Here is a 26723-nt window from a genome sequence, read left to right as displayed (position 1 = left end):
CCGATTTTTTTACTGCCCCTTCGGAGACCTCCATGAGCAAGAAACCCGTTCGCGTCGCCGTTACCGGCGCTGCCGGCCAGATCGGCTACGCCCTGCTGTTCCGCATCGCCTCCGGCGAAATGCTGGGCAAGGACCAGCCCGTCATCCTGCAGCTGCTGGAGATCCCCGACGAGAAGGCCCAGAACGCGCTGAAGGGCGTGATCATGGAGCTGGAAGACTGCGCCTTCCCGCTGCTGGCCGGCGTCGAAGCGCACAGCGACCCGATGACCGCCTTCAAGGACACCGACTACGCGCTGCTGGTCGGCTCGCGTCCGCGCGGCCCGGGCATGGAGCGTGCCGAGCTGCTGGCCGTCAACGGCGCCATCTTCACGACCCAGGGCAAGGCACTGAACGCCGTCGCCTCGCGCAACGTCAAGGTGCTGGTGGTCGGCAACCCGGCCAACACCAATGCCTACATCGCGATGAAGTCGGCCCCGGACCTGCCGGCCAAGAACTTCACCGCCATGCTGCGCCTGGACCACAACCGTGCCGCCAGCCAGCTGGCCGCCAAGACCGGCAAGGCCGTCGCCTCCATCGAGAAGCTGGCCGTGTGGGGCAACCACTCGCCGACGATGTACGCCGACTACCGCAACGCCACCATCGACGGCCAGTCGGTCAAGGCCATGATCAACGACGAGCCCTGGAACCGCGACGTCTTCCTGCCCACCGTCGGCAAGCGTGGCGCGGCCATCATCGCCGCTCGCGGCCTGTCGTCGGCCGCCTCGGCCGCCAACGCCGCCATCGACCATATGCGTGACTGGGCCCTGGGCACCAACGGCAAGTGGGTCACGATGGGCATCCCGTCGGGTGGCGAATACGGCATCCCGAAGGACGTGATGTTCGGCTACCCGGTCACCTGCGAGGGCGGCGAGTACAAGATCGTGCAAGGCATCGAGATCGACGCCTTCTCGCAGGAGTGCATCAACAAGACGCTGAAGGAACTGACGGACGAGCAGGACGGCGTGAAGCACCTGCTGTAATCGTCTTCCGCGACTCAGCACCAACACAGACGGCCCCGCGGGGCCGTCTGTCATTTGGCGCCAGGCCATGCTCTCGGCATCGCCAATTGACGCGGGCGGCGCCCATCAACACACTTGGGCGGACCTGGCGGATGCGCGCCGCGTGCGGTCTGCGCCAGCGATGCCGCCAGCCGGAAGCCAACTTGTGCCATGAGGCCCCGCCATGGATCCTGAGGTACTCAGCAGCAACGACTTCGCAGCCGGCGGGTTCTCTCCCCATGGCGAGTTCAGATGCCATATGGACCGGGGCGTACTCATGTGGACGAGCCACGGCCCGTTCAATGTCGAGGCGCTCCAGGCCTATGGCCGCCAGCGGCAGGCCGCCGTCGATCGCTGGAAGCTGGAGTCGAAGCAGATGGCCTCCGTCATGGAATGGGTGGACAGCGCGCTGATGTCGCCGGATGCCTTCCTGCTTTACCGACGCGGCTTCGACGCCTTCATGCGGAGCCGCCACGACTATGTCGCCGTCGCCTGGGTCGGCGGCCCCGACGTCGAGGGGCTGGACCTGATGTGCCTCCAGTTCGCACCGCTCTTCGAGGAGCACGCCCTGCCCTTTCGAGTCTTCGATCGAGCCAGCGCAGCGCTGGCCTGGGTCAGGCCGCTGCTGTTCGCCACGCCCGCCACGGCGGCCTTGCAGCCCGCGCCGGATGCCCGGCCGCGTTCGGGCTGCGGCCACGGCTGAGTACAGTGGCGCCATGAGCGCCCCCCTCCACCCCCGCCAGGCCCTGTTCGGCCAAGAAGCCGCGCGCCCGTCGCTGCCCGTCGTCGACCACTACTGCGGCGTCGAGGCCCGCATGCGCAAGAGCCTGGCGCTGCAGGCCGAGCTCGGCCCCGTCTTCGACATCACGCTGGACGCCGAGGATGGCGCCCCGGTCGGCGGCGAGGCCGAACACGCGCTGCTGATCGCCGAACTCGCGACGAGTGCCGCCAACCGCTTCGGCCGCGTCGGCGCGCGCGTGCACCCCTGGGGCCATGCGGCCTTCGAGGCCGACGTGGACACCCTCGTCGCCCGGGCCGGCCAGCGCCTGGCCTATCTGATGATCCCCAAGCCCGAAAGCGCCGACGACGTGGATCACGCGGTCGCCGCCATCGACGCCGCCTGCGCGCGCCACGGGGCGCCCAGGCTGCCGCTGCAGGTGCTGATCGAGACCCACGGCGCGCTGCGCGAGGTCTTCCGCATCGCGGCCCAGCCGCGCATCGAGTCCCTGTCCTTCGGGCTGATGGACTTCGTCTCCGCCCACGGCGGCGCGATCCCGAAGGCGGCGATGGAGCTGCCCGGCCAGTTCGAGCACCCGCTGGTCGTGCGCGCCAAGCTCGAGATCGCCGCCGCCGCCCACGCCTTCGGCAAGACGCCTTCGCACTGCGTCGTCACCGAGTTCCGCGACAGCGAACGGCTGGCCGCGGCCGCCCGCCGCGCCGCGCGCGAGTTCGGTTACACGCGCATGTGGAGCATCCACCCGGACCAGATCCGCCCCATCGTCGAGGCCTTCGCGCCGGCGGCCGACGAGGTCGTCGAGGCCGCTGAGCTGCTGCTCGCGGCCCAGGCCGCGCAGTGGGCGCCCATCTCCTTCCACGACCGCCTGCACGACCGCGCCAGCTACCGTTATTTCTGGACCGTGCTGGAGCGCGCCGAGCGCACCGGCCGCACGCTGCCGGCCGCGGCCCGCCAAGCCTTCTTCGCGACGGCCATCGGGTAAAGCACGGCCCCGGACGCCCCTGCGCGCGCCGGACAATCAATCCCTCACATCTGCTCACTGATCCATGGCCGCGTTGCAGCCATGATGCGCGGCCACTTCCCTACCCCCCCCTTTCCTACCCCCAAGCCAAATGCAGTCCTTCTCGCTCCGCGGCAGCGCCGCCGCCCTGATCCTCTGCGCCGCCCTGCCCGCCCTGGCCCAGACCACGCCGGCCAAGCCCGCTGTCGCCCCGCACGCCACGAAGAAGATCGCCAAGGCCGCCCCGGCCAAGAAGGCGCCGCCGCCGGAGCCCGTGCTGACCGAGGCCAGCGAAGAGCAACTGGCCGCGGCCGACCGGGCCTATCTGGGCGAATACCACTGCGAGTTCAAGCAGGTCATCGACATCGAGAAGCATCCCAAGATGGCCGGCTACATCGACGTCGCCTGGCAGAAGCAGCGCATCACGATGAAGCCCGTGCTGTCGTCCACCGGCGCGCTGCGCCTGGAAGACGTGACCGGCCGTACGCTGATGATCCAGATCGCCAACAAGTCCATGCTGCTGGACACCAAGCTCGGCCAGCGCCTGGTGGACGACTGCGTTCACCCGGAGCAGGCCCGCCTGATGGCCGAGGCCAGGGCCGCCGCTGCCGCGCACCCCGAGACCGCCGCCGCCAACTCCATCGGCATCACGCCAGCGAAGTGATGCTGCCGGCCGGCTTGAAATCGGCCGCCTCAGGTATGTAGAATGAATGCATACTTTCTGATGCATACCTGAGCCCTGCCTCCATTGCGGCGGCTCAGCCGCTGGAGGCGCCATGGAAGCCACCGTTGCCGAACGCGGGCAGATCACGCTGCCCAAAGCCGTCCGAGATGCCCTGGGCCTGACCAAGGGCACGACGCTCAAGGTCGAGCTGGACGGCGGTCGCATCATCCTGCGCAAGGATGTCGACGACGCCATCTCGCGGCTGCGCGGCCGCTACAAGCTCGATGGCTTCGCGAGCACCGATGAGGCCATGCGCGCCATTCGCGGCCATGCCCCCGGAGACCCGTATCTGCCGCCCGAGGACGAGGCCCAGTCTTGATCGCCGTCGATTCCTCGGTCCTCATCGACCTCATCGGCGGCCAGGGCGACGACTCGACGGCCGCTGCCGAAGCCATCCGCCAGGCCCTGCATATCGGCCCGCTCGTGCTGTGCGAGGTCGCGCTCGCCGAACTCTGCACCTCGCTCAAGGGCGGCTCTGAAGTGCTGGGCACGCTGGAGGACGTGGGCATCGCCTACAGCTCCATGGAACCCAAGGCCGCGCTGCGCGCCGGCGAGATGCAACGCCGCTACCGCCAGCGCGGCGGCAATCGCAGCCGCACCGTGGCCGACTTCCTCATCGGCGCCCACGCCATGATGCAGTGCGATGCACTCATCACGCGCGACGCCGGCTTCTATCGCGACTATTTCAAGGGCCTCAGGGTCATCGTGCCCGGCGCCTGATTTCAACTGGAGAACCCATGCTCACCGCCTACCGCCAACATGCCGCCGAGCGCGCCGCCCTCGGCATCCCGCCCCTGCCCCTGGATGCCAAGCAGGTCGCCGAGCTGATCGAGCTGATCAAGAACCCGCCTGCCGGTGAGGACGCCTTCCTGCTGGACCTGCTGACGCATCGCGTGCCCCCGGGCGTGGACGACGCCGCCAAGGTCAAGGCTTCGTTCCTGGCCGCCGTCGCGCATGGCGACATCAAGGTCGGCCTGATCTCCCGGCCTAAGGCCACCGAGCTGCTGGGCACCATGGTCGGCGGCTACAACGTGCATCCGCTGATCGAGCTGCTGGACGACGCCGAAGTCGCGACGCAAGCCGCCGAGGGCCTGAAGAAGACCCTGCTGATGTTCGACTACTTCAACGACGTCGCCAGCAAGGCCAAGGCCGGCAACGCCAAGGCGCAGGAAGTGATGAAGAGCTGGGCCGATGCCGAGTGGTTCACCACCCGCCCTGAGGTCGAGAAGAAGATCACCGTCACCGTCTTCAAGGTGCCCGGCGAGACCAACACCGACGACCTCTCGCCCGCTCCCGACGCCTGGAGCCGCCCGGACATCCCGCTGCACTACCTGGCCATGCTGAAGAACACCCGCTCCGACGCGGCCTTCAAGCCCGAGGAAGACGGCAAGCGCGGCCCGATGCAGTTCATCGAGGACCTGAAGAAGAAGGGCCACCTGGTCGCCTACGTCGGCGACGTGGTCGGCACCGGCTCCTCGCGCAAGTCCGCCACCAACTCGGTGATCTGGGCCACGGGCCAGGACATCCCCTTCGTGCCGAACAAGCGCTTCGGCGGCGTGACGCTGGGCGGCAAGATCGCCCCCATCTTCTTCAACACGCAGGAAGACTCCGGCTCGCTGCCGATCGAGGTCGACGTCTCCAAGCTGGAGATGGGCGACGTCATCGACGTGCTGCCCTATGACGGCAAGCTGGTGAAGAACGGCGCGACCGTCGCCGAGTTCAAGCTCAAGAGCGACGTGCTGTTCGACGAAGTGCGCGCCGGCGGCCGCATCAACCTCATCATCGGCCGCTCGCTGACCGCCAAGGCCCGCGAATTCCTGGGCCTGCCCGCCTCGACGCAGTTCCGCCTGCCGCAGGCGCCCGCCGAGTCCAAGGCCGGCTTCACGCTGGCCCAGAAGATGGTCGGCCGCGCCGTCGGCCTGCCCGAGGGCCAGGGCGTGCGCCCGGGCACCTATTGCGAGCCCAAGATGACGACCGTCGGCTCGCAGGACACCACCGGCCCGATGACCCGCGACGAGCTGAAGGATCTGGCCTGCCTGGGCTTCTCGGCCGACCTGGTCATGCAGAGCTTCTGCCACACGGCCGCCTACCCCAAGCCCGTGGACGTGAAGACCCATCGCGAACTGCCCGCCTTCATCAGCAACCGCGGCGGCGTGGCCCTGCGCCCGGGTGACGGCGTCATCCACAGCTGGCTGAACCGCCTGCTACTGCCCGACACGGTCGGCACCGGCGGCGACTCGCACACCCGCTTCCCCATCGGCATCAGCTTCCCCGCCGGCTCCGGCCTCGTGGCCTTCGGCGCCGCCACCGGCGTGATGCCGCTGGACATGCCCGAGTCCGTTCTCGTCCGCTTCAAGGGCGAGATGCAGCCGGGCGTGACGCTGCGCGACCTCGTGCATGCCATCCCGCTGTACGCGATCAAGGCCGGTCTGCTGACCGTCGCCAAGGCCGGCAAGAAGAACGTGTTCTCGGGCCGCATCCTCGAGATCGAAGGCCTGCCCGACCTGAAGGTCGAGCAAGCCTTCGAGCTGAGCGACGCCTCCGCCGAGCGCTCGGCCGCCGGCTGCACGATCAAGCTCAACCCGGCGCCGATCAAGGAATACCTCACCAGCAACATCGTGCTGATGAAGAACATGATCGCCGACGGCTATGCCGACGCGAAGACGCTGCAGCGCCGCATCGAGAAGGTCGAGGCCTGGCTGGCCAAGCCCGATCTGCTGGAAGCCGACAAGGACGCCGAGTACGCGGCCGTCATCGAGATCGACCTGGCCGACATCAAGGAACCCATCCTCTGCTGCCCGAACGACCCGGACGACGCCAAGACCCTGTCCGACGTGGCCGGCACCAAGATCGACGAGGCCTTCATCGGCTCGTGCATGACCAATATCGGCCACTTCCGCGCGGCGGCCAAGCTGCTGGGCGGCCAGCGCGACATCCCGGTCAAGCTGTGGGTCGCCCCGCCGACCAAGATGGACCAGAGCGAGCTGATCAAGGAAGGCCACTACGCCGCCTTCGGCACGGCCGGTGCGCGCACCGAAATGCCCGGCTGCAGCCTGTGCATGGGCAACCAGGCCCAGGTGCGTGAAGGCGCGACGGTCGTGTCCACGTCGACCCGCAACTTCCCGAACCGCCTGGGCAAGAACACCAACGTGTTCCTGGCCTCGGCCGAGCTGGCCGCCATCGCGTCCAAGCTGGGCAAGATCCCGACGGTCGGCGAGTACCACGAGGCGATGGGCATCATCAACAAGGACACCGCCAGCGTCTACAAGTACCTGAACTTCGACCAGATCGAGGAGTACGCGGACACGGCCAAGGCGGTCACCGCCTGAGCCTGAGCTCGCACGACCCGAGAGCCCGCCGCGCGCAAGCCCGGCGGGCTTTTTTTCAGGCCCGCGCCAGCCGCCAGCCCTTATAACGCCGCGTCAGCCGCTTCGCGCGCAGCTGGTCGGTCAGCAACGCCCACAGCGGCGAGGCCTGTGCCTGCGGCGATTTGCCGGCCGCCATGCGCTGCAGCTGGCGGCGCACCAGGGCCATCGTCGCCAGGCTGGCCATGGCCTTGTCCTTCCAGCCGACCTGGGGGCGTGGCGCCACGGCGGCCTCGCCGGCCCGCCAGCGGCGCGGCAGCTCGGGCGCCATCGCCAGCGCCGTGCCCAGGCCCACCAGGGCCACACCACCGGCAAGCACGGCCTCGGCCACCGCAGGACGCGAGATGCCGCCGGTCGTCATCAGCGGCATGCTCGCCACACTGGCGAGCTCACGCGCGAATTCCAGGAAATAGGCCTCGCGCGCCAGCGTGCGGCCATCGGCCGTGCGGCCCTGCATGGCCGGGCTCTCGTAGCTGCCGCCCGACAGCTCCAGCAGGTCCAGGCCCTCGCCGTTGAGCAGCTCGACGACGACGCGCGCATCCGCCTCGCTGAAGCCGCCACGCTGGAAGTCTGCCGAGTTCAGCTTCACGCCGACACCGAAGCCCGCCGGCACCACCGCCTTCACCGCGCGCACCACCTCGACCAGCAGCCGCGCCCGGTTGGCCAGGCTGCCGCCCCAGCGGTCCTCGCGCCGGTTGCTCAGCGGCGACAGGAACTGGTTGAGCAGATAGCCATGGGCGGCATGGATCTGCACGCCGTCGAAACCGGCCTCGGCCGCGCGCCGGGCCGTCGTGGCGAAGCGCTGGATGACGGCGGCGATCTCGGCCTCGCTCATCGCCCGCGGCTGGCCGAACATCGAGGAATGCTTGCCCAGGTCCAGCGCGACGGCCGAGGCACTGAGCGCCTCCTCGCCCATCGCGGCGAAGACCTGGCGGCCGGGATGGTTGATCTGCATCCAGGCCTGGGCACCGCCGCTGCGGGCCGCCGCCGCCCAGGCGCGAAAGCCCTCCAGCGGCGCATGCTCGTCGAGCACGACGCCGCCGGGCCCGGTCAGGGCCGCGGGGTCGACCATCACGTTGCCGGTCAGTATCAGGCCGACGCCACCCGCGGCCCAGCGCCGATAGAGCCGCTCGAACTCTGGCCCGGGAAGTTGGCCACGCCCGGCCAGGCCCTCCTCCATCGCCGCCTTCACGAGGCGGTTGGGCAGGCGGCTGCCATTGGGCAGGGTCAGGGGCTGGAACAGCGGGCTGGAAGACATGGCAGGCAGGCGTCGGGAGTAGCAATGCGAGGAATGCTAAGCTTCAACCCAACTTCAAAGTCAAGCCTGTCAAGCATGAAGATCGGTGAACTGGCGCAGCGCACGGGCATGGCCACGTCGGCCATCCGTTTCTATGAGGCCAGTGGCCTGCTGCCGCCCACCGAGCGCGGCAGCAATGGCTATCGCCAATATGGCGAGGCTGCGCTGCAGCGCCTGCAGATGATCCAGCTCGGCCAACGCCTGGGCTTCGGCCTCGACCAACTGCGCGAGCTGTTCGCCGCCAGCCGGGACGGCCTGCCCCACGAACTCGTGCTGCAGGGGCTGGACGAGCGCCTGGCCCGCATCGACCAGTTGGCCGCCGACCTGGCCCGCCAACGCGCCGAGACGCTGGAGCTGCGCGAACGCCTGGCCAGCGAGTGGGCGGCCGGGCGCTGCTTCACGCTGGACGCCTCGGGCGAAGAAAAAGCGGCCTGAAGCCGCTTTGCGCAGGAGCCGAGGATGCTCAGGCCTTGATGTCCAGCAGCGCGCCCGTGGTGTTCAGCTGGGTCTGCAGCACCTTCAGGTTCGCGACGAAGGCATAGGCGGCGGACTGCTGCTCCACAACCTCGTTCGCGGGGTTGATCTCGCGCTGGGGCACCTTGTCGACATTCGTCAGCTCGGTGCTCGGCCGGTTCTGGTTGCTGGCCGCGAGGTTGGCGATGTTGGCCGCCGACGCGCGCAGACGCTCGTTGGCGGCGGAGATGCCGGACAAGGCGGTGGACAGCGGGACGTTGTTCATCGGGATTCAGTTTTGAGCGCCCTGACCGCTACATCGGCCGCGACCGACCGAACTTTAGAACATTCGGCGGAAAACCCGGCATTTCCGGGGATCGCTGCGCGGGCAAGCGTGAAATCAGCCCGCCAGTTCCTCGTAGCCGCCGGCCGGCACGAATACGCGCACGCTATCGCCTCCCGCCGCCTTGGCCTCGGTGCAGGCCAGAGCCGCGCCGCCCAGCACGGCGTCCACCGTCGTCAGCGAGGGCTGCAGTTGCACGACGCCCAGCGATGCCTTGACCCGCGTGCGGTGCATGCCCCAGCGCAGGCGGTAGCCGGCCACGGCGGAACGCACCTTCTCGGCAATGATCTGGGCGTAGTGCTGGTCGCAATCGGGCAGCAGGACGGCGAAATGGTCCTCCTCCAGGCGCGCCACGAGGTCGGAGGCCCGGACCTTGCCGATCAGCATCTGGCCCAGGCCGTAAAGGAAATGGTCACCCACCTCGGCGCCCATGCCCTTGACGACATCGGCGAACTTGTCCACGTCCAGCCACAGCACCGAGACCGGCTCGTTGCGGCGGCTGCCGACATGCTCGGCCAGGCGGCGCTCGAACTCGCGGCGGTTGGCCAACTCGGTCACTGCATCGTGCTTGGCCGTCCAGGTCGGCTGCAGGCGCTGGGCGCGCGCGACCGTCACGTCCTCGACGATCCACAGCGCCTCGCCCGCCGGGGCCTCCCAGTGCACCGGCGTGGCCTGTAGCCGGCCCCAGAAGCGATGGCCGTCGCGCTTGACGTATTCGATCTCCTCGTCGAGCGGCCGGCCGGCGGCGAAGGCGGCGACGGTGCGCTCCTGCAGCGCCGTGTGGGCGAGGTCGGTGGTGTGCACGACGCGCGTGCCCTGGCCGCCGAGGTCGCTGTCGTCGCCGAAGCCGAACAGGTGGTTGAACTCCTCGCTGACGACCTCGAAGCGCTGCCCCGACACGAAGGCGACCGCCGTCGGCGATCGCACCAGCAACGCACGCAGCCGGGCGGCGGTCGGGTCTTCGGCGTGGGCGGGTGCAGCACTGCTCATGGGGTCTCCTGGGGGCTTCTTCTACGCCCGACTATCGCAGGACTCGTGGCTTTCGACCATGCCGCAGATCACGGGAAAATCGCCTACGGCGCGATCTGCTCCGCATAGTCGTAAAGCGCCGACAGGATGGCCTCGCCGCGCTCGTCCGCGGTCTCGCCGAGCTGATCGATGCGCTCCATGAAGGCCGCCAGCGTCTGCGCCCCGCCCTCGCCTTCGTGCAGGCGCGCAGCCAGGTGGCCGCGCCAGCGCTCGGCCTCGTCGGGCGCCAGACTCAGCGGGAAGTTGCGGGCCCGCCAGCGGAACACGAGCTCGTCGAGCCGCGCATCCTGGAAGGCCAGCTTGCGCTGGGCGGCGCGTTCTGCGAGAAGCTCGGGCGCCGTCGTGCGCACCCGGTTCAGCGCGCGGCGGTCCTCGTTGCCGATGAAGCCGCCGTAGAGGTCTTCGTCCACGTCGGCCGGCGCGAAAGGTTCGCGCTGGAAGACCTCGCCCCACAGGCCGTCGAGCAGGCGACCCTTCCCGGCCAGCAGCCTGGCGTTGACGAGCTGGGCCTCGACATCCAGCCCCCAGCGCTCGGCTTGTCGCCCGCTCAGCGTCTTCAGGTTGGCTATGACGACCGGCGACTTGTTGACGTGGATGGTCTTGATGGGCAGCCGCGTGACGCCCTCGGGCAGCGCGTCCTGCTTCGTGAACATGCGGGAGCGGATGTCGGCGGCGTTCAGCGCCAGCAGTTCGTCCGGCGCGACCGCGCAGTCCCAGACGATGAGCTCGTTCTTGTTCGTCGGGTGCGGCGCCAGCGGCCAGACGAGGGCGATGCAGCCGCGCTCGGGACCGTACATGCCCGACACATGCAGGAAGGGTTTGCCGATGCCGATCTCGTCCCACACCGCCTGCTTGGTGCGCAGCTTCACGCAGAAGTCCCACAGCTTGGGCTGGGCCTGGCGCAGCTTGCGCGCCAGCGCGACGGTGGCGCGCACGTCCGACAGCGCATCGTGGGCCGCTTCGTGGGCCAGGCCGTTGGCGGCGGTCAGGTGCTCGAGCTTGAAGCTCGGGCGGCCGTCGTCGTGTTTCGGCCATTCGAGTCCGTCCGGCCGCAGCGCATAGGCGCAGCGCACGACGTCCAGCAGGTCCCAGCGGCCGCAGCCGTTCTGCCACTCGCGGGCGTAGGGGTCGATGAGGTTGCGCCAGAACAGATGCCGCGTCACCTCGTCGTCGAAGCGGATGCTGTTGTAGCCCACGCCCACCGTGCCGGGCAGGGCCAGCGCGGTCTCGATCGCAGCGGCGAACTCGTGCTCGGGCACGCCGCGCTCCAGGCAGTGCTGGGGCAGGATGCCGGTCAGCAGGCAGGCCTCGGGATCGGGCAGGTAGTCGGGCGCCGGCTGGCAGTAGAGCATCAGCGGCTCGCCGATCTCGTTGAGCTCGGCGTCGGTGCGCAGGCCGGCGAACTGGGCCGGGCGGTCGCGCTTGGGCACGCGGCCGAAGGTCTCGTAGTCGTGCCAGAAGAAGGTCAGGTCGCTCATGCCCGCACCATACCGCCATCCTGCCCTGGACGAAGCTGCACCTCTGCGCGCTGGCCCGGGCCGAGGAAGCCCCCCGAATAAAAGCTGACGCTCGGCGGCTACCGCTATGACGCCGGCGACACCGGCCTGGACCTCAACCTGCGCCGCCGCGCCGGCGACACCAATGCCTGGCTGGGCGTCTGGCGCGACAGCGTGTTCGGCCACCAGGCGCGCACCGGCTTCGACACCTCCTTGGCCCTTGCCGAGAACCTTTCCCTGGAGCCCTCGCTGCAGGCCGCCTCACGCGGCTTCCTGGGCGCCACCCGATTCGGCCTGGTGGGCTGGGGCCGCACCAATCTGCGGCCCTACTTCAAGCTGAACTGGGACCCCAACGACGCCATCACCGTCGGTGGCGGCTGGCCTGGCGAGGGCGGGCGCACGCTGTCGGTCACGCTGATCGCCGACGACCGCCTGCACGCCCACCAGCGCGACCTGCACTTCTTCGGCCGCTGGCCGTGACCGAGGACCTGCGGCTGGCGCTGGACTGGCCGAACCGGTTCCTGCGCCTCGCCCACGACCCCAAGCAGAACTTCTCCGGCCTGGATGCCGACCGGGTCTCAGCCAGCCTGCGCTTCTGAAGCCTCCCCGCCCTTGGGCCTGAACCAGGCCACATACAGCGTCGGCAGCACCAGCAGCGTCAGCAGCGTCGCGGTGACGAGGCCGCCGATGACGACGACGGCCAGCGGCCGCTGCGTTTCGGCGCCGATCTCATGCGACAGCGCCATCGGCAGCAGGCCGAGGGCCGCCAGCAGCGCCGTCATCAGCACGGTGCGCAGGCGCTGCATCGAGCCTTCGCGCGCCGCATCGTGCACGCTGGCGCCGGCGTTGCGCAGCTGCTGGAAGACGCTGAGCATGACGACGCCGTTCAGCACCGCCTGGCCCGACAGCGCGATGAAGCCGATGGCGGCCGACACCGACAGCGGGATGTCCAGCACCCACAGCGCGACGAAGCCGCCCACCAGCGCCAGCGGCACGTTCAGCAGGATCAGCGCCGCCATGCGGAAGTCGTTGAAAGCGTTGAACAGCAGCACGAAGATCAGCAGCAGCGAGATCGGCACGACCACCGACAGGCGCTTCATCGCGCGCTCCTGGTTCTCGAACTCGCCGACCCATTTGACGGTGTAGCCCTCGGGGACGCTCACCTTGGCTGCAAGGCGACCGCGCATGTCGGCCACGACCGAGCCCATGTCGCGGTCGCGGATGAAGACGGCGATGGCTTTGGTGCGGCGCCCCGCCTCGCGGGAAATGTTCATCGCACCGGTGGTCTCGCGGATGCTCGTCACCTCGGACAGCGGCACGGTGCCGCCGGTGGGCGTCGAGATCAGCGTGCGCGGCAGCTCGGCGATGGCCCGCTTGGCCTCGGGCAGGCGCACCGTGACGGCGAACTTGCGCTCGCCCTCCCACAGATAGGTCGCCGCCTTGCCGGCCAGCGCGGCCTCGATGACGTCCTGCACATCGCCCACGTTCAGGCCCAGGCGCGCGGCGCGGGCGCGGTCGATGTCCACCACCAGCTGCGGGGAATCGCCCTCGCGGTCGATCTCGGCCTGGTAGACGCCGGCCACCTGCCGCACCTCGGCCCGCATCGCCTCGGCGATGCGCGAGAGCTCGTGCAGGTCGTCGCCGGCGACCTTGATGACGATCTGGCCCTGGATCTGCGAGATGGACTCCAGCACGTTGTCGCGGATCGGCTGGGAGAACGACGGCTCCATGCCGGGAATGGCCGACACGGCGGCGTCCATCTCGGCGATCAGGTCGGCCTTGGTCTTGCCGGCGCGCCACTGCTCGGCGGGCTTCATGCCGACGAACATCTCGGACATGCTGATGGTCTTGGGGTCGGTGCCGTCCTCGGGCTGGCCGGTCTTGGACACCACGGTCTCGACCTCGGGCACCTTGTGCAGCGCCTCGCGCACCTGGCGCAGCACGCGCGTGGCCTCCGGCATGGACACGCTGGACGGCAGGCGCAGGTCCACCCAGATCGTGCCCTCGTCGAGCTCGGGCAGGAACTCCGAGCCCAGGCGCGAGGCTACGCCCAGCGCCAGCAGGAAGGCGAGGCCCGCCACGGCCATGACGGCACGCGGCCGCTCCAGCGCCCAGTCCAGCGCCGGCGCATACAGGCCCTTGGCGCCCTGCACGAGGCGGTTGTCGCCATGCGGCAGGCGGCGGCGCAGCATCCAGAAGGCCAGCAGCGGTACCAGCGTCAGCGAGAACACCAGCGAACCCAGCAGCGCCATGCTGACCGACAGCGCCATCGGCTGGAAAATGCGGCCCTCGTGGCGCTGCAGCGCGAAGATGGGGATGTGGGCCGCGATGATGATGAGCATCGAGAACAGCGTCGGCCGGCCCACCTCGTCGGTCGCGCTGGCGATCAGCTGGGAGCGCTTCTTCAAGTCCAGCCCTTCGCCGCGCTCGGAGAGGCGGTGCATGATGTTCTCGACGACGATGACAGCGCCGTCCACGATGATGCCGAAGTCCATCGCGCCCAGGCTCAGCAGGTTGGCCGGCACGCCGAGGATCTTCAGACCCAGGAAGGTGGCCAGCAGGGCCAGCGGGATGACGGCCACCACGGCCAGGCTGGCGCGCAGGTTGGATAGGAAGAGGTAGAGCACCAGCGACACCAGCAACGCGCCCTCGACGAGGTTGCGGAACACGGTGGACAGGGTCTTGCCCATCAGCCAGGTGCGGTCGTAGAAGGGCAGGATCTGCACGCCCTTGGGCAGGCCGCGCTCGTTGAGCTCGGCGATCTTCTCCTTCACGCCCTTGAGCACGACGCTGGCGTTCTCGCCCTTGCGCATGACGACGATGCCGGTCACGACGTCGTCGTCGCCGTCCTGGCCCACCACGCCCAGCCTCGGCACGGCGCCGACCTCGACGCGCGCGATGTCGCGCACCAGCACCGGCGTGCCGTTGCGCGCGGTGACGACGATCTGGCCGATGTCCTCGGCCGAGCGCAGCAGGCCGATGCCGCGGATGGCGTACTGCTGCGCGCCCTGGGCGACATAGCTGCCGCCCGCATTGGCATTGCCGCGGCCCAGCGCATCCAGCAGGTTCTGGAAGCTCAGGCCGTAGGCACGCAGCTTGTCCAGGTCGGGCTGAACCTCGTACTGCTTGATGAAGCCGCCCATGGCCACCACGTCGGCCACGCCCGGCACCTGGCGCAGGCCGCGCTCGATGACCCAGTCCTCGATGGAGCGCAGCTCCGTCACGTCCTTGCCGTCGCCCTTCAGGCGATAGCGCAGGATCTCGCCCACCGGCGTCGCATTGGGCGCGATGTCGGCCGTCACGCCGGGCGGCAGATCCACGCTGCGCAGGCGCTCGGCCACTTCCTGGCGCACCGACTGCACGGTGGCAGCGTCGTCATAGGTGATGACGGTGTAGGACAGGCCGAATTGCGTGTGCGAGAACACGCGGATCGCGTTCGGCAGGCCCGACAGCGCCACCTCGATCGGCAGGGTCACCTGCTTCTCGACCTCCTCGGCCGCATGGCCGGGGTGCAGCGCGATGACGGTGACCTGGGTGTCCGTCACGTCCGGGAAGGCCTCGACCGGCAGGTTCAGGAAGGCCACGAGGCCGGCGCCGACGAAGAGCAGCACGGCCAGCACGACGAGCACCGGCTGGCCCAGGGCCAGCGAGACGAGCCGCCTCATGGTTGACTCGCCTTCGCCGACACGGGCTGGGCGCTGGCCTGCGCGGCCGCCATCTGGCGGTCAAGCAGCAACGCGTTCTCGACGACGACCTGCTCACCCACCTCCAGGCCACGCCTCAGCACCACCTGCTGGGCGCCCATCGCACCGGCCTGCACCTCGCGCAGCTCGAACACACCCGGCCGGGGCGACACGAACACCCAGTGCTTCTCGCCGCGCAGCAGCACCGCGCCGGCGGGCACGACGACGCCCTCGCCCGCCGCGCGCTGCACATGGGCCGTGGCCAGCATCTCGGCCTTCAGCAGCCGCTCGGCATTGGCCACGGCGCCGCGCACCTTGATGGTCCGCGTCGACGGGTCGATGACGTCGGCCAGCGCCGTCACGCGGCCCTCGAAGCGCCGGCCCGGGTAGGCCGCCAGCTCCAGCTCGAAGGCGCTGCCCGGCTGCAGCGTGCCAACCTCGGACTCGCGCGCATCGATCTGCACCCACAGCGTGCCCGGGTCGCTGATGACGAAAACCGCCGGCACGCCGGGGCCGCTCTGGTCGGGCCGCAGCTCCTGGCCGGGGTTGAGGTTGCGCTCGACGACGGTGCCGGCGATGCCGGCGCGCAGGGCCAGCTGCTGGTTCACACCGCTGCCACCGCCGTACATGCGCACACGGGCCCGCGCCCGGGCCAGCTCGGCCTCGGCGCGCGCCGCATCGGCCTGGGCCTGCTCGAAGTCGCGCTGCGCGACGACGCCGGCCGCCAGCAGCTCGCGCTGGCGCTGCAGCTGCTTGTGCGTGAGGGCCTGGTCGGCCTCGGCGCGGGCCGCATCGGCCTGGGCGGCGCCGAAGTCCGGCGAGGCCAGCTCGGCCAGCACCTGGCCGGGCTTGACGACGCGGCCGATGTCGGTCGCGATGCGGTCCACGCGGCCGGCGAAGGCCGGGTAGATGCGCTGGGTGCGGTCCTCGTTCCAGACCAGCTTGGCGCTCAGCGGCACGTCCACCGTGCCGCCGGGGCGGGCCGGCTCCAGCTTGAGCAGGCGCAGCTGCGGATGGCCGGCCGGGAAGATCAGCTGCTGGCCCTGCAGCACGGCCTCGGCAGCGGCGGGTGCGGCGGCGGACTCGCCGTTGCAGGCCGCCAGGCCGGCACTCAGCGCCACCGCGCCGGCCAGCACGGCCAGACGGGTCATAGTGAAAGAGAAGGCATTCATGGCGTCTTGGCGAATTCGGGGTCGGTAAGCAGCGCCCAGGCGCCGGCGGCGCGAGCGTGGTCGGCGCGGGCGGCGAGCGCGTCCAGCACGGCGGCGCGCAGGCTGCGGCGTGCGTCGATGAGGTCGGTCAGCGGCATCGCGCCCTTCTGGTAGGCCAGCTCGGCCTGGGCCAGCACCTGGCGGGCCTTGGGCAGCAGTTCGGCCTCGTGCACGGCCAGCGTCGCGCTGCTGGCCTGCAGCTCCAGCCAGGCCTGGTTCAGGTCGGCCTCGGCCATCAGCCGGGTCTTGTCGGCCAGGTCCCGGGCCTGCTGCAGCTGGGCGCGGGCGCGGCCGATCTCGCCCTGCTGGGAATAGCCGATCTGCAGCGGCATCTGCAGGCGCAACTCGACCAGCTTGGTCGACGTGCCGGGGAAATGGTCCACCGACACGCCCCAGGTCAGGTCGGACTGGCGCGCGGCCAGCGTGCCGTCCAGCGCCGACTGCGCGGCCTGCACGCGGGCCTCGGCAGCCTGCACGTCGGCACGGCCTGCGATCCGGGCACTGCGCTGGGCCTCGTCCAGCGGCTCAGGCGGCGCAGCGGCCGGCCAGACCGAGGCGTCCACGCCCACATCGTCCTGGCCGCGGCCGATCAGCCGGGCCAGCGCCAGGCTGGCGCGACGACGATCGGCCGCGGCGCCGGCCAGGTCGACACCGGCGCGCGCGGTCTCGATCTCGGTGCGCGCCAGGTCCTGGGCCGAGATGTCGCCGGCGCGGTGGCGGGCGCGCATCGCGGCCAGCATGTCGTCAGCGCTGTGCTTGAGCTGGCCGACTTCGTCGACGCGCTGCTGGGCCGCGGCCAGGTCCACGCCGGCGCCCAGAGCCAGGCCGAGCTGCTGGCGGCGCACGTCGGCCAGGTCGCCGGCCGCCGCGGTAGCCGCGGCCTCGGCCACGGCCGTGCGCAGCGCGCGCTTGTTGCCGCGCTCCCAGGTCCAGTCCAGGCCCAGGGACTTGTCGATGCGCTTGTCGGCGAACAGGTTGCCGCGCCCCAGGCCGTGCTGCAGGTCCATCTGGCTGGACTTGAGCGTCAGCTGAGGCAACGGCGCGTGGTTGGCCGCGAGGACGTCGGCACGCGCGGCCGCGAGGCCCGAGTTCGCCACGGCGACGTCGAAATTGCTGCCGGCGGCGCGCAGCACCTCGGCCAGGCTCAGCGGCGCCGGCGCGTCGGCCCAGGCAGCCGGGGCCGCGAGCACCGCGCAGAGGATGAGGACAGGGAACTTCATGGACGAGCTTGTCGCCTCCGAGGCCTGACCAGAACCTGACCTGCCGGACACCGCGACGTCAGGCTCATGCGCTACCGTGCCGGCATGCGCATCCTGCTTGTCGAAGATGACACCACCTTGAGCCAGGTCGTCAGCCGCAGCCTCGCCGACGAGGGCCACCACGTGGACCTGGCGGCCACGGCCGAACAGGCCCGCTGGCTGTGGCGGGTGCAGGGCTTCGACGCCGTGCTGCTGGACCTGACCCTGCCCGATGGCAGCGGCCTGCAACTGCTGCGCGACGCGCGCGGCCGCGGCGACCGCACGCCGGTGCTGATCCTGACCGCGCGCAACCGCACCGAGGAGCGCATCGCCGGCCTTGACGCGGGCGCCGACGACTACCTCGGCAAGCCCTTCGACCTGGCCGAGGTCGAGGCCCGCCTGCGCGCGCTTGTGCGCCGCCGCCTGGACCTGGACGACCGCGTCAGCGTCGGCCGCCTCAGCCTGGACCGCCGCACCCAGCGCCTCTTCATCGGGCCCGAACCGCTACAGCTGCCGGCGCGCGAGTTCGCCGTGCTGTGCGAGCTGCTGACGCCGCCCGGCCGCGTCGTCAGCAAGGCCACGCTGGCCGACAAGCTGTCGGGCTTCGACGACCTGCTGGCCGCCAACGCGCTGGAGGCCTTCATCTCGCGGCTGCGCAAGAAGCTGCAGGGCAGCGGCGCGGGCATCCGCACGCTGCGCGGCCTGGGCTATCTGATCGAGGCCGAGGCTTGAGCCCCGAACCATCAAGCGCGCGTGCCTCGCTGCGCCGGCGCCTGATCCGCCACGTCACGCTGCCGCTGCTGCTGACCTGGGGCCTGGGCTCGGCCCTGGCCCTGGGCATCGCGTCCTACTTCACACAGCGCGCCTTCGACCGCGCGATGCTGGACGACGCCTACCTGCTGTCCGCCCACCTGGCGCAACAGGACGGGCACTGGGTGCTGAACATGAGCGCCGACGACATCCGCACCGTGCTCTACGACCAGAGCGAGATGGTCTATTTCGCGGTGCAGGGGCTGGACGGCCACCTGATCGCCGGCCACGCCGGCCTGCACCCGCCGCCGGCCGAAGACGACAGCGCCGACACCCGCTACACCGACCTGAACTACCAGGGCCAGACGCTGCGCGCCGCCGTGCTGGAGCGCCGCGAGCCGCGGCTGCAGATCGTCGTCGCGCTGACGACGACCAGCCGTAGCGCGCTGCTGCGCCGCCTGGTGACCTATTCCATCGCGCCCCAGGTGCTGCTGCTGCTCGGCCTGGTCGCCTGGCTGCGCCGCGCCGTCAACCGCGACCTGCAGCCGCTGTCGCAGCTGCAGGAACTGGTCGAGACGCGCGACGCGGCCGACCTGTCGCCGCTGCCGCGCGGGCTGCTCGCCGGCGCCGCCTCGCGCGACGTGCATGGCCTGGCCAGCGCCATCGACGCGCTGCTGGGCCGCGTGGCCGAAGGGCTGGCCGCGCAGCGCGAGTTCGCCGGCAATGTGGCCCACGAGCTGCGCACGCCGCTGGCCGGCATCCGCGCGCTGGCCGAGTACGGCCTGGCCCAGCACGACCCCGCGCGCTGGCGCGAGCAGCTGCAGGCCGTGCTGGAAAGCCAGCAGCGCGCCAGCCGCCTCGTCGACCAGTTGCTGGCCGTGGCCCTGGCCAACGAGACCGGCGCGGCCCTGCCGCTCAAGCCCCTGGACCTGGCCGCCATCGCGCGCCAGCAACTGCTGCAGCTGCTGGCGCGGGCCGACAAGGCCGGCATGGAGCTCGAGGCCAGCGGCCTGGACGAGCCGGCCTGGGCGTTGGGCGACACCGCCCTGGTCGAGGGCCTGCTGGCCAACCTGCTCGACAACGCGCTGCGCTACGGCCGCGGGCCCGAGGCGCGCGGCCACATCCGGCTGGAGCTGGGCCAGCACGCCGGCCACGTCGTGCTGACCGTGACCGATGCCGGCCCCGGCATCGGCGCGGCCCTGCGCGAATCGCTGAAGACCCGCTGGCGACAGGGCCACGAGGGCACGCGGCTGGGCCAGGGCGCGGGCCTGGGCCTGGCCATCGTGCAGCGCTATGCCGAGCTGATGCAGGCCGATTTCCGCCTCGACGCGGGCCCGGGCGGCCTGGGCCTGTGCGCCAGCGTCGCATTCCGGTCACCCGATGCGGCGAAAATGCCGCCCCGATGATCCGCCACCTGCTCCATTCCGCTCCGCTGCTGCTCGCCCTCAACATCCCCAGCGCCCATGCCGGCGACGCTGCCGGCCCCGAGAACTGGAACCTGCACGGCCAGCTCACGCTCGTGGCCCAGCGCCACGACCATTTCGCCTCGCCCTACGAGGGCGCCAACAGCCTGAAGGCCGCCGAAGGCACCAAGACGACGCTGGACGCCACCGCCTTCCTCGGCCTGCGGCTGTGGCAAGGCGCCGAGTTCTACCTGAACCCCGAGATCGACCGCGGCTTCGGCCTCAGCGACACGCTGGGCGTGGGCGGCTTTCCGAGCGGCGAGGCCTACAAGGTCGGCCACCACTCGGCCTACGGCAAGCTGCCGCGCGCCTTCCTGCGCCAGGTCGTCGTGCTGAGCAGCAAGGGCAGCGAAGCCGGCGAGACCCAGGACTCGGCCGCCAACCAGCTGGCCGGCACGCGCCCGGCCGACAACCTGACGTTCACGCTCGGCAAGTTCTCGATCGTCGACCTCTTCGACACCAATGCCTATGCCCACGACCCGCGGGCCGATTTCCTGAACTGGGCCGTCATCGACGCCGGCGCTTTCGACTACGCGGCCGATTCCTGGGGCTACAGCCTGGGCGCCGCGGCGGAGTGGAACCAGGGCGACTGGAGCGCCCGCGTCGGCCTGTTCACGCTGTCCCGCGAGCCCAACGGCACCCGCCTGGACGCCAGCTTCGCCCAGCACCAGTGGGTGGCCGAGGCCGAGCACCGCCATCAGCTCGGCGGCCGCCCCGGCAAGCTGAAGCTGCTGGCCTTCGCGTCGCTCGCCCGCATGGGCCGCTACGACGACGCGGTGGCGCTCGGCGCGCCTGTCGACACGGCCCGCGTGCGGCAGGCGGCAACCAAGCAGGGCTTCGCCATCAATGCCGAGCAGGAGCTGGCCGCCAACCTCGGCGGCTTCCTGCGCTACAGCCGCAACGACGGCCGCACCGAGGCCTTCGACTTCACCGACATCAACCGCTCGCTGAGCCTGGGCCTCTCGCTGAACGGCGCGGCCTGGTCGCAGCCCGGGCACACGCTGGGTATCGCGCTGGCGATGAACTCGCTGTCGGGCGCGGCGCAGCGCTATTTCGCGGCCGGCGGCCTGGGCATCCTGGTCGGCGACGGCCGGCTGGGCCACTACGCCAGCGAGCAGATCGCCGAGGCCTATTACGCGATGAAGCTCGCGCCCGGCCTGAGCGCGACGCTGGACCTGCAGCGCCTGCGCAACCCCGGTTACAACGCGGAGCGGGGACCCGCCAACGTGCTCGGCGTGCGCTTGCACTCCGAGTTCTGAGATCGCACCGAGGACAGCGCCTGCGCGCTGTCCGACGGCGCTCGAAGGCCCTCGCGCGTCTCGTACGCAAGGGCATCAATGGCGGCTTTACTCAGCGTTTCTTCACGACGACGCTGCCGATGGAATAGCCGGCACCGAATGAGCAGATCACGCCCGTGTCGCCTGCTGCCAGGTCGGCGCGGTGATGGTGGAAGGCGATGATGGAGCCGGCGGACGCGGTGTTGGCGTACTCGTCCAGGATCAGCGGCGCGATCTCGCTGCCGGCCTCGCCGCCCACCAGCTTGCGGATGACGAACTGGTTCATGCCCTGGTTGGCCTGATGCAGCCAGAAGCGGCGCATCTGTGTCGGCTCCAGGCCCAGCTTGGCCAGGTGGCCTTCGATATGGGCGGCGGCCATGGGCACGACGTCCTTGAAGACCTTGCGGCCCTCCTGGTAGAAGGTCAGGTCGCGGTCGTTGGGGTCGCGGTCCTCGGCGCGATTCATGAAGCCGAAGTTGTTGCGGATATTGCTGCTGAACTGTGTGACCAGCTGGGTGCCCAGCACCTCCCACTGGTCGGCCCCCGTGGCCGTGTCGGCACGCTCGACGATCAAGGCCGTGCAGACGTCGCCGAAGATGAAATGGCAGTCGCGGTCGCGCCACTCGAGGTGGGCCGACGTGATCTCGGGGTTCACGACCAGCACGCAGCGGGCCGAGCCGGTGCGCACCGCGTTGACCGCCTGCTCCAGCGCGAAGGTGGCCGAGGAGCAGGCCACGTTCATGTCGAAGCCGTAGCCGCCGGCGCCCAGGGCCTGCTGGATCTCGACCGCCATCGCCGGGTAGGCGCGCTGCATGTTGGCGCTGGAGCACAGCACGGCGTCGACGTCGGCACCGGTCTTGCCGGCCTGGGCCAGGGCCTTGCGCGCCGCGTCGACGGCGATCTCGGCCATCAGCGACAGCTGCTCGTCGGGCCGGGGCTCGAAGCGCGGATACATGCGGGCCGGGTCCAGCACGCCGGCCTTGTCGATGACATAGCGCTGCTTGATGCCCGAGGCCTTCTCGATGAACTCGACGCTGGAATGCGTCAGCGGCTGGCGCTCGCCGGCGGCGATGGCCGCGGCATGCTCGGCGTTCTGCAGGTCCGCGTAGGCGTTGAAGGCCGCGACCAGCTCGGCATTGGTGATGACGTGGGGCGGACGGTAGAGGCCGGTGCCGCTGATGACCACGGCCGGGAATGAAGCTTGCATGATTGAGAAGGGGTCGCCGCCGCCCCAGGTTGGAACAAGGGCATGATTTTATCGGGCCGCCCTGGTGCACTGCGGCGGCCCGCCCCTCGGTTAACCCTGCCCAGCACCATGCTTGAAGACAGCCTGCTCCCTGCCGACGACCCGCTGCGCCTCGTGCTGCACAACGAGGTCCACGCCCGCCCGCCTGCCCGCATCCGGCTGCCGGCGGCCATCATCTACGTCGCGGTGCTGAACGACGGCGTCAGCCGCGCCGAGGAGCATGCCCATCTGCAGCGCCTGCCCGGGCAGCAGGCGCTGGCCCCAGAGGCTCTGAACGGCAACTTCCTGCGCCTGCGCAGCGAGGGCTTCTCGCTGAAGTGGGAGCGGCACAGCGAGTTCACGCGCTACTCCGTCGTGCAGGCCCTGCCGCCCGAGCTGGAGGCCGGCCCCGCCGCGCTGGACGCGCTGGCGCTGCGTGTACCGCCCGAGTGGCTGGGCCGCATCCCGGGCCGCACCTTCGTGGCCATCAAGATGGTGCTGCTGGAGCGCTCGCTCACCTTCGCGCCCAGCGCGCTGGCCGAGGCGCGCGGCTGGTTCGGCGAGCACGCGGTCGTCGCGTCGACGATGGGCGGCGGCCACTCCATCGTCGTGACCGACTTCCGCCTGCGCGCCAGCGGCTTCGAGCATCTGGTGGTCTTCAGCGAGCCGGGCACGCCCGACACCCGCGTGGGCCGCATCTCGCAGCGCCTGCTGGAGCTGGAGACCTACCGGCTGATGGCGCTGCGCGGCCTGCCGGTGGCCAAGGCGCTTGCACCCACCCTGGCCCAGGTGGAAGCCGACCTTGCAGGCGTCACCGCGCGGCTGGAGCAGCGCGACGCCTCCGAGGCGGCCCTGCTGGACGACCTGATCGCGACGGCCGCCCGCATCGAGCACGCCACCGCCGCCCACGGCTACCGCTTCGCCGCGACCCAGGCCTACCACGCCATCGTCGAGAACCGCATCGCCGAGCTGCACGAGGGCAAGGTGGCCGGCGTACAGACCCTGGGCGAGTTCATGCAGCGCCGGCTGTCGCCGGCCATCGCGACCGTCACGGCCACGGCGCAACGCCTGGCCGCGCTGTCGCAGCGCATCGAGCGCACCAGTGCGCTGCTGCGCACCCGCGTCGACATCGCGACCGAGTCGCAGAACCAGCAGTTGCTGACCCAGATCGGCGACGGCCAGCGCACCCAGCTGCGCATGCAGGCCACCGTCGAGGGCCTGTCGCTGGCGGCCATCACCTACTACGTCGTCAGCCTGCTGGCCTATGGCTTCAAGGCGCTGAAGCACGAGGACCTGCTGCCGGTCAGCCCGGAGCTGGCCGTGGGCGCCGCCATCCCCCTCGTGCTGGCGGCCGTGTGGTGGACGACGCGGCGCATCCACCGCAAGTTCTTCGGGCATTGATCACCGCGTAGAATCAATCACCGGGCCCAAATTTCTGGCGCCCGGTTTTTTGTGCCCGCTGCAATGGCGGGCCGCCAGCCGGGATCGCCAGGTCAAGCGCTCGCAGCCCAGGTCGCGCACTGCATGAACGCGCGCCGATTGATGCGAACTTGAACATGGAAATCTTCGACTACGACAACATCCTGCTGCTGCCGCGGCGCTGCCGCGTGGAGAGCCGCTCGGACTGCGACACCTCGGTGCAGTTCGGCCCGCGCCGCTTCAAGCTGCCGGTCGTGCCCGCCAACATGAAGACCGTGGTGGACGAGCCCTTCACCGAGATGCTGGCCCGCGAGGGCTACTTCTACGTGATGCACCGCTTCGACCTCGACAGCCTGGCCTATGCCCGCTCCATGCGCGACAAGGGCCTGCTGGTCTCCCTGAGCGTCGGCGTGAAGCCGGCCGACCATGAACTGGTCGACAGGCTCGCCGCCGAAGGCGTGGGCGCCGACTACCTGACCATCGACATCGCCCACGGCCATGCCGAGAGCGTGCAGCGCATGATCGGCCACATCAAGCACAGGCTGCCGGGCAGCTTCGTCGTCGCCGGCAATGTCGGCACGCCCGAAGGCGTCATCGACCTGGAGAACTGGGGCGCCGACGCGACCAAGGTCGGCGTGGGCCCGGGCAAGGTCTGCATCACGCGGCTCAAGACCGGCTTCGGCACCGGCGGCTGGCAGCTGTCGGCGCTGAAGTGGTGCTCGCGCGTGGCCACCAAGCCCATCGTGGCCGACGGCGGCATCCGCCACCACGGCGACATCGCCAAGAGCGTGCGCTTCGGCGCCAGCATGGTCATGGTCGGCTCGCTGTTCGCCGGCCACGAGGACTCGCCCGGCCAGACCGTCGAGGTCGACGGCAAGCTCTACAAGGAGTACTACGGCTCGGCCTCGGACTTCAACAAGGGCGAGTACCGGCATGTGGAGGGCAAGCGCATCCTGGAGCCGGTCAAGGGCCGTCTTGCCGACACGCTGCGCGAGATGCAGGAGGACCTGCAGAGCTCGATCTCCTATGCCGGCGGCACGCAGCTGGCGGACCTGAAGAAGGTCAACTACGTCGTTCTCGGGGGTGAGAACGCGGGTGAACATCTGTTCATGTGAACGGCTGCCGGAGGCAGGCGATCACCGAGCGTGCAGCGCGAGGCCTGCGTTCCGGCGAAGCCAGAACGCGGGTGAACATCTGTTCATGTGAAGCGCACCGCCGCCTCGAAACCCGGCTCGGCGTTGCGCAGCTCCAGCCGGCTGCCATGCGCCTCGGCCACCAGCCGGCACAGGCACAGCCCCAGGCCCACGCCGCCGTCGACCCGCGTGCGCGCTGCATCCGGCCGGTAGAAGGGCTGGCCCAGATGAGGCAGGGACTCTGGCGGCACGCCGGGGCCGAAGTCACGCACGCTCAGGCGCACGCCGGCCCCGTCGCGCACGAGGCCGAGCCGAACCGCACCTCGCGCCGCATCGTTGTGGCGCAGCGCGTTCTGCACGAGGTTGCGCAACAGCAGTTGCACGCGCAGCCGGTCCAGTTGCAGCACCGGCAGATCGGGCTCGATGTGCAGCGTCACGCCGGGCTGGGCCTGCTCGCGCGCCAGCGCCACCAGGTCGCAATCGCCCAGCTGCAGCGCGCGGTGGCCTAGCCCCAAGCGCTCGCTCTCCAGCAGCGCCGTGATGAGGTCGCGCATCTGCGCCAGCTCGCCCAGCAGCGCATCCCGCGAGGCGCCCTCGCCCACCAGCTCCGCATGCAGGCGCGCACGCGTCAGCGGGCTGCGCAGCTCGTGGCTGATGGCCAGCAGCAGGGCGCGCTTGCCGTCCAGCATGGCCTGGATGTCGGCGGCCATCTGGTTGAAGCGCAGTGCTAGGTCGCCGATCTCGTCCTCGTGGATGACCGGCACGCGGTGGCCGAACTCGCCGCGACCGAAGGCTTCGGCGCCGACGGCCAGCGCATGCAGCGGCCGGACCATGTGGCGGATCGCGCCGAAGGCGCAGCCGGTGACCAGCAGCAGCGCCGGCACGGCCCACAGCAGGCCATAGGGGTGGCCCATCGCGCCCCACAGGATGGCGCTGCCGACCAGGGCCAGCACGAGGAAGACGGCGATCAGCCGTGCGCCGAGCGAATGCTTGAAATGGGCCCGCTGGTGATGCCAGCCCTGGTGCCAGTGATGCCGGGCCCGCCAGCGCCAGTCGCGCCGCCAGGCGAGCTCGAGCTTGCGGCGCTTGCGCTCGCGCCAGTGGTGGTCGTAGGGGTGGTGCGGCCTCATGGGGCGAACTTCTCCGGGAGCGCAAAGCAGTAGCCCGCGTTGCGCAGCGTCTTCAGCGCGACCAGCGGCTCCAGCTTGCGGCGCAGCCGGCTGACGAGGATGTCGACCGCCCGCGTGAACAGCTCGGCCTCCTGGCCGCGCAGCCGGTTCAGGATGTCGTCGCGCGAGAACACGCGGCCGGGCTCGCGGGCCAGCAGCAGGAGCAGCTCGTATTCGGTGCCGGTCAGTTCGAGCAGGCCACGCTCGCTCCTCACCTCGCGGCGCGCGGTGTCGATCTCCAGGCCCTCGAAGCTGAGCCGCGCCGCCGACGCCGGCGCGGCCGGTGCCGCCACCGGCGTCAGCCGCGTACGGCGCAGGATGGTCTGCAGCCGCGCGGCCAGCTCGCGCGGCTCGAAGGGCTTGGGCAGATAGTCGTCGGCGCCCAGCTCCAGACCGACGACGCGGTCGGTCAGGTCGCCGCGTGCGGTCAGCATCAGCACGGGAATGTCGCGCCAGGGCTCGCTGCCGGCGCGCAGCCGCCGGCAGAACTCGAAGCCGTCCATCTCGGGCAGCATGCCGTCGAGGATCAGCGCGTCGAAACGCTCGGCGGCCAGCCGGGCCAGCGCCGCGCTGGGCCGCGTGACGGCTTCGAGCTGCAGGTCGAAGCGCGCCAGGTATTGGGCCAGCGGGCCGGCCAGCGCCTCGTCGTCGTCGATCAGCAGCAGTCGATGCATG

General features: G+C 70.4%; 25 protein-coding genes. 15 read left to right on the top strand and 10 right to left on the bottom strand.

Annotated features, from left to right (window positions below; translation table 11 throughout):
• Window positions 1-32 precede the first annotated feature (32 nt).
• The 7 genes from EV671_RS02470 (at window position 33) to acnB (ending at window position 6826) form a co-directional block, all read left to right on the top strand.
• Window positions 33-1019 carry a malate dehydrogenase gene (locus tag EV671_RS02470; RefSeq protein WP_132569692.1) on the top strand — a complete coding sequence of 329 codons (987 nt, stop codon included), beginning with the start codon at window positions 33-35 and terminating at the stop codon, window positions 1017-1019.
• Between the two features lie 295 nt (window positions 1020-1314).
• Window positions 1315-1740: a hypothetical protein gene (locus EV671_RS02465; protein ID WP_132569690.1), complete on the top strand. Its 426-nt coding sequence runs from the start codon at window positions 1315-1317 to the stop codon at window positions 1738-1740.
• 13 nt (window positions 1741-1753) lie between these two features.
• The gene (locus EV671_RS02460) at window positions 1754-2755 is read left to right on the top strand and encodes an HpcH/HpaI aldolase/citrate lyase family protein (protein ID WP_132569688.1); all 1002 of its coding nucleotides are present in this window, start codon (window positions 1754-1756) and stop codon (window positions 2753-2755) included.
• Window positions 2756-2885: 130 nt separating this feature from the next.
• The gene (locus tag EV671_RS02455; protein ID WP_132569686.1) at window positions 2886-3437 is read left to right on the top strand and encodes a hypothetical protein; all 552 of its coding nucleotides are present in this window, start codon (window positions 2886-2888) and stop codon (window positions 3435-3437) included.
• A 112-nt stretch (window positions 3438-3549) separates the two neighbouring features.
• The gene (locus EV671_RS02450; RefSeq protein ID WP_132569684.1) at window positions 3550-3816 is read left to right on the top strand and encodes an AbrB/MazE/SpoVT family DNA-binding domain-containing protein; all 267 of its coding nucleotides are present in this window, start codon (window positions 3550-3552) and stop codon (window positions 3814-3816) included.
• Entirely contained in the window at window positions 3813-4217 is a 405-nt protein-coding gene (locus EV671_RS02445; RefSeq protein WP_132569682.1) for a type II toxin-antitoxin system VapC family toxin, read from the top strand. Before EV671_RS02450 ends, EV671_RS02445 begins: the two co-directional genes overlap by 4 nt.
• A gap of 17 nt (window positions 4218-4234) precedes the next feature.
• Window positions 4235-6826 carry a bifunctional aconitate hydratase 2/2-methylisocitrate dehydratase gene (gene acnB / locus EV671_RS02440; RefSeq protein ID WP_132569680.1) on the top strand — a complete coding sequence of 864 codons (2592 nt, stop codon included), beginning with the start codon at window positions 4235-4237 and terminating at the stop codon, window positions 6824-6826.
• Window positions 6827-6881: 55 nt separating this feature from the next.
• Here acnB and EV671_RS02435 read toward each other — a convergent pair whose 3' ends face one another.
• Window positions 6882-8120 carry an NADH:flavin oxidoreductase/NADH oxidase family protein gene (locus EV671_RS02435; protein WP_132569678.1) on the bottom strand — a complete coding sequence of 413 codons (1239 nt, stop codon included), beginning with the start codon at window positions 8118-8120 and terminating at the stop codon, window positions 6882-6884.
• A gap of 75 nt (window positions 8121-8195) precedes the next feature.
• Between EV671_RS02435 and EV671_RS02430 the strand changes: the two genes are divergently transcribed.
• A complete protein-coding gene (locus EV671_RS02430; RefSeq protein WP_132569676.1) occupies window positions 8196-8594 on the top strand; it encodes a MerR family transcriptional regulator in 399 nt (132 codons plus the stop codon).
• Window positions 8595-8622: 28 nt separating this feature from the next.
• Here the strand turns inward: EV671_RS02430 and EV671_RS02425 are convergent, their stop codons facing one another.
• The 3 genes from EV671_RS02425 to sbcB all read right to left on the bottom strand — a co-directional run bounded on the left by EV671_RS02425 (window position 8623) and on the right by sbcB (window position 11462).
• Entirely contained in the window at window positions 8623-8898 is a 276-nt protein-coding gene (locus tag EV671_RS02425; protein ID WP_132569674.1) for a flagellar basal body rod protein, read from the bottom strand.
• 114 nt (window positions 8899-9012) lie between these two features.
• Window positions 9013-9945, bottom strand: coding sequence for a GGDEF domain-containing protein (locus tag EV671_RS02420; RefSeq protein WP_132569672.1), 933 nt, complete (start codon window positions 9943-9945; stop codon window positions 9013-9015).
• An 83-nt stretch (window positions 9946-10028) separates the two neighbouring features.
• Window positions 10029-11462, bottom strand: coding sequence for an exodeoxyribonuclease I (gene sbcB, locus EV671_RS02415; protein ID WP_132569670.1), 1434 nt, complete (start codon window positions 11460-11462; stop codon window positions 10029-10031).
• 192 nt (window positions 11463-11654) lie between these two features.
• Between sbcB and EV671_RS02410 the strand changes: the two genes are divergently transcribed.
• Together EV671_RS02410 and EV671_RS27680 are read left to right on the top strand one after the other, a co-directional pair.
• The gene (locus EV671_RS02410; RefSeq protein WP_132569668.1) at window positions 11655-11960 is read left to right on the top strand and encodes a hypothetical protein; all 306 of its coding nucleotides are present in this window, start codon (window positions 11655-11657) and stop codon (window positions 11958-11960) included.
• A complete protein-coding gene (locus EV671_RS27680) occupies window positions 11957-12079 on the top strand; it encodes a hypothetical protein (RefSeq protein WP_277592388.1) in 123 nt (40 codons plus the stop codon). Before EV671_RS02410 ends, EV671_RS27680 begins: the two co-directional genes overlap by 4 nt.
• Here the strand turns inward: EV671_RS27680 and EV671_RS02405 are convergent.
• Genes EV671_RS02405 through EV671_RS02395 form a run of 3 tightly spaced genes read right to left on the bottom strand, consistent with a single transcriptional unit; the run spans window position 12059 to window position 17594 of the window.
• Window positions 12059-15145 (bottom strand): efflux RND transporter permease subunit, encoded by a 3087-nt coding sequence (locus tag EV671_RS02405; RefSeq protein WP_132569666.1) that lies wholly within the window; start codon window positions 15143-15145, stop codon window positions 12059-12061. The two genes, EV671_RS27680 and EV671_RS02405, sit on opposite strands and share 21 nt — an antisense overlap.
• Complete coding sequence (locus EV671_RS02400) at window positions 15142-16314, bottom strand: efflux RND transporter periplasmic adaptor subunit (RefSeq protein WP_132569664.1); 1173 nt, start codon at window positions 16312-16314, stop codon at window positions 15142-15144. Before EV671_RS02400 ends, EV671_RS02405 begins: the two co-directional genes overlap by 4 nt.
• Window positions 16315-16331: 17 nt before the next feature.
• Window positions 16332-17594: a TolC family protein gene (locus tag EV671_RS02395; protein ID WP_132569662.1), complete on the bottom strand. Its 1263-nt coding sequence runs from the start codon at window positions 17592-17594 to the stop codon at window positions 16332-16334.
• 84 nt (window positions 17595-17678) lie between these two features.
• Between EV671_RS02395 and EV671_RS02390 the strand changes: the two genes are divergently transcribed.
• From EV671_RS02390 to EV671_RS02380, 3 genes are read left to right on the top strand one after another with little or no spacing between them, the layout of a single operon-like run.
• The gene (locus EV671_RS02390; RefSeq protein WP_132569853.1) at window positions 17679-18344 is read left to right on the top strand and encodes a response regulator transcription factor; all 666 of its coding nucleotides are present in this window, start codon (window positions 17679-17681) and stop codon (window positions 18342-18344) included.
• Window positions 18341-19768 carry a sensor histidine kinase gene (locus EV671_RS02385; RefSeq protein WP_132569660.1) on the top strand — a complete coding sequence of 476 codons (1428 nt, stop codon included), beginning with the start codon at window positions 18341-18343 and terminating at the stop codon, window positions 19766-19768. Before EV671_RS02390 ends, EV671_RS02385 begins: the two co-directional genes overlap by 4 nt.
• Window positions 19765-21084 (top strand): carbohydrate porin, encoded by a 1320-nt coding sequence (locus tag EV671_RS02380; RefSeq protein WP_132569658.1) that lies wholly within the window; start codon window positions 19765-19767, stop codon window positions 21082-21084. The genes EV671_RS02385 and EV671_RS02380 overlap by 4 nt, the downstream gene beginning before the upstream one ends.
• A 91-nt stretch (window positions 21085-21175) precedes the next feature.
• On the opposite strand, the gene EV671_RS02375 is transcribed toward EV671_RS02380, so the two are convergent.
• Window positions 21176-22309: a beta-ketoacyl-ACP synthase III gene (locus EV671_RS02375; protein ID WP_132569656.1), complete on the bottom strand. Its 1134-nt coding sequence runs from the start codon at window positions 22307-22309 to the stop codon at window positions 21176-21178.
• A gap of 108 nt (window positions 22310-22417) precedes the next feature.
• Between EV671_RS02375 and EV671_RS02370 the strand changes: the two genes are divergently transcribed.
• Window positions 22418-23728 (top strand): DUF3422 family protein, encoded by a 1311-nt coding sequence (locus EV671_RS02370; protein ID WP_132569654.1) that lies wholly within the window; start codon window positions 22418-22420, stop codon window positions 23726-23728.
• Between the two features lie 155 nt (window positions 23729-23883).
• On the top strand, window positions 23884-24861 hold the full coding sequence (locus tag EV671_RS02365) for a GMP reductase (RefSeq protein ID WP_132569652.1): 978 nt from the start codon (window positions 23884-23886) through the stop codon (window positions 24859-24861).
• 83 nt (window positions 24862-24944) lie between these two features.
• Here the strand turns inward: EV671_RS02365 and EV671_RS02360 are convergent, their stop codons facing one another.
• Both EV671_RS02360 and EV671_RS02355 read right to left on the bottom strand, forming a co-directional pair.
• Complete coding sequence (locus EV671_RS02360; RefSeq protein ID WP_132569650.1) at window positions 24945-26009, bottom strand: sensor histidine kinase; 1065 nt, start codon at window positions 26007-26009, stop codon at window positions 24945-24947.
• Window positions 26006-26722: a response regulator transcription factor gene (locus tag EV671_RS02355; protein WP_132569648.1), complete on the bottom strand. Its 717-nt coding sequence runs from the start codon at window positions 26720-26722 to the stop codon at window positions 26006-26008. The genes EV671_RS02360 and EV671_RS02355 overlap by 4 nt, the downstream gene beginning before the upstream one ends.
• Window position 26723 lies beyond the last annotated feature (1 nt).

This window comes from Roseateles saccharophilus, from assembly GCF_004342485.1.
Classification (GTDB): Bacteria; Pseudomonadota; Gammaproteobacteria; order Burkholderiales; family Burkholderiaceae_C; genus Pelomonas; species Pelomonas saccharophila.
The sequence above is the reverse complement of the archived record's forward strand: the minus strand, read 5'-3'. Positions and strand labels throughout refer to the sequence as shown.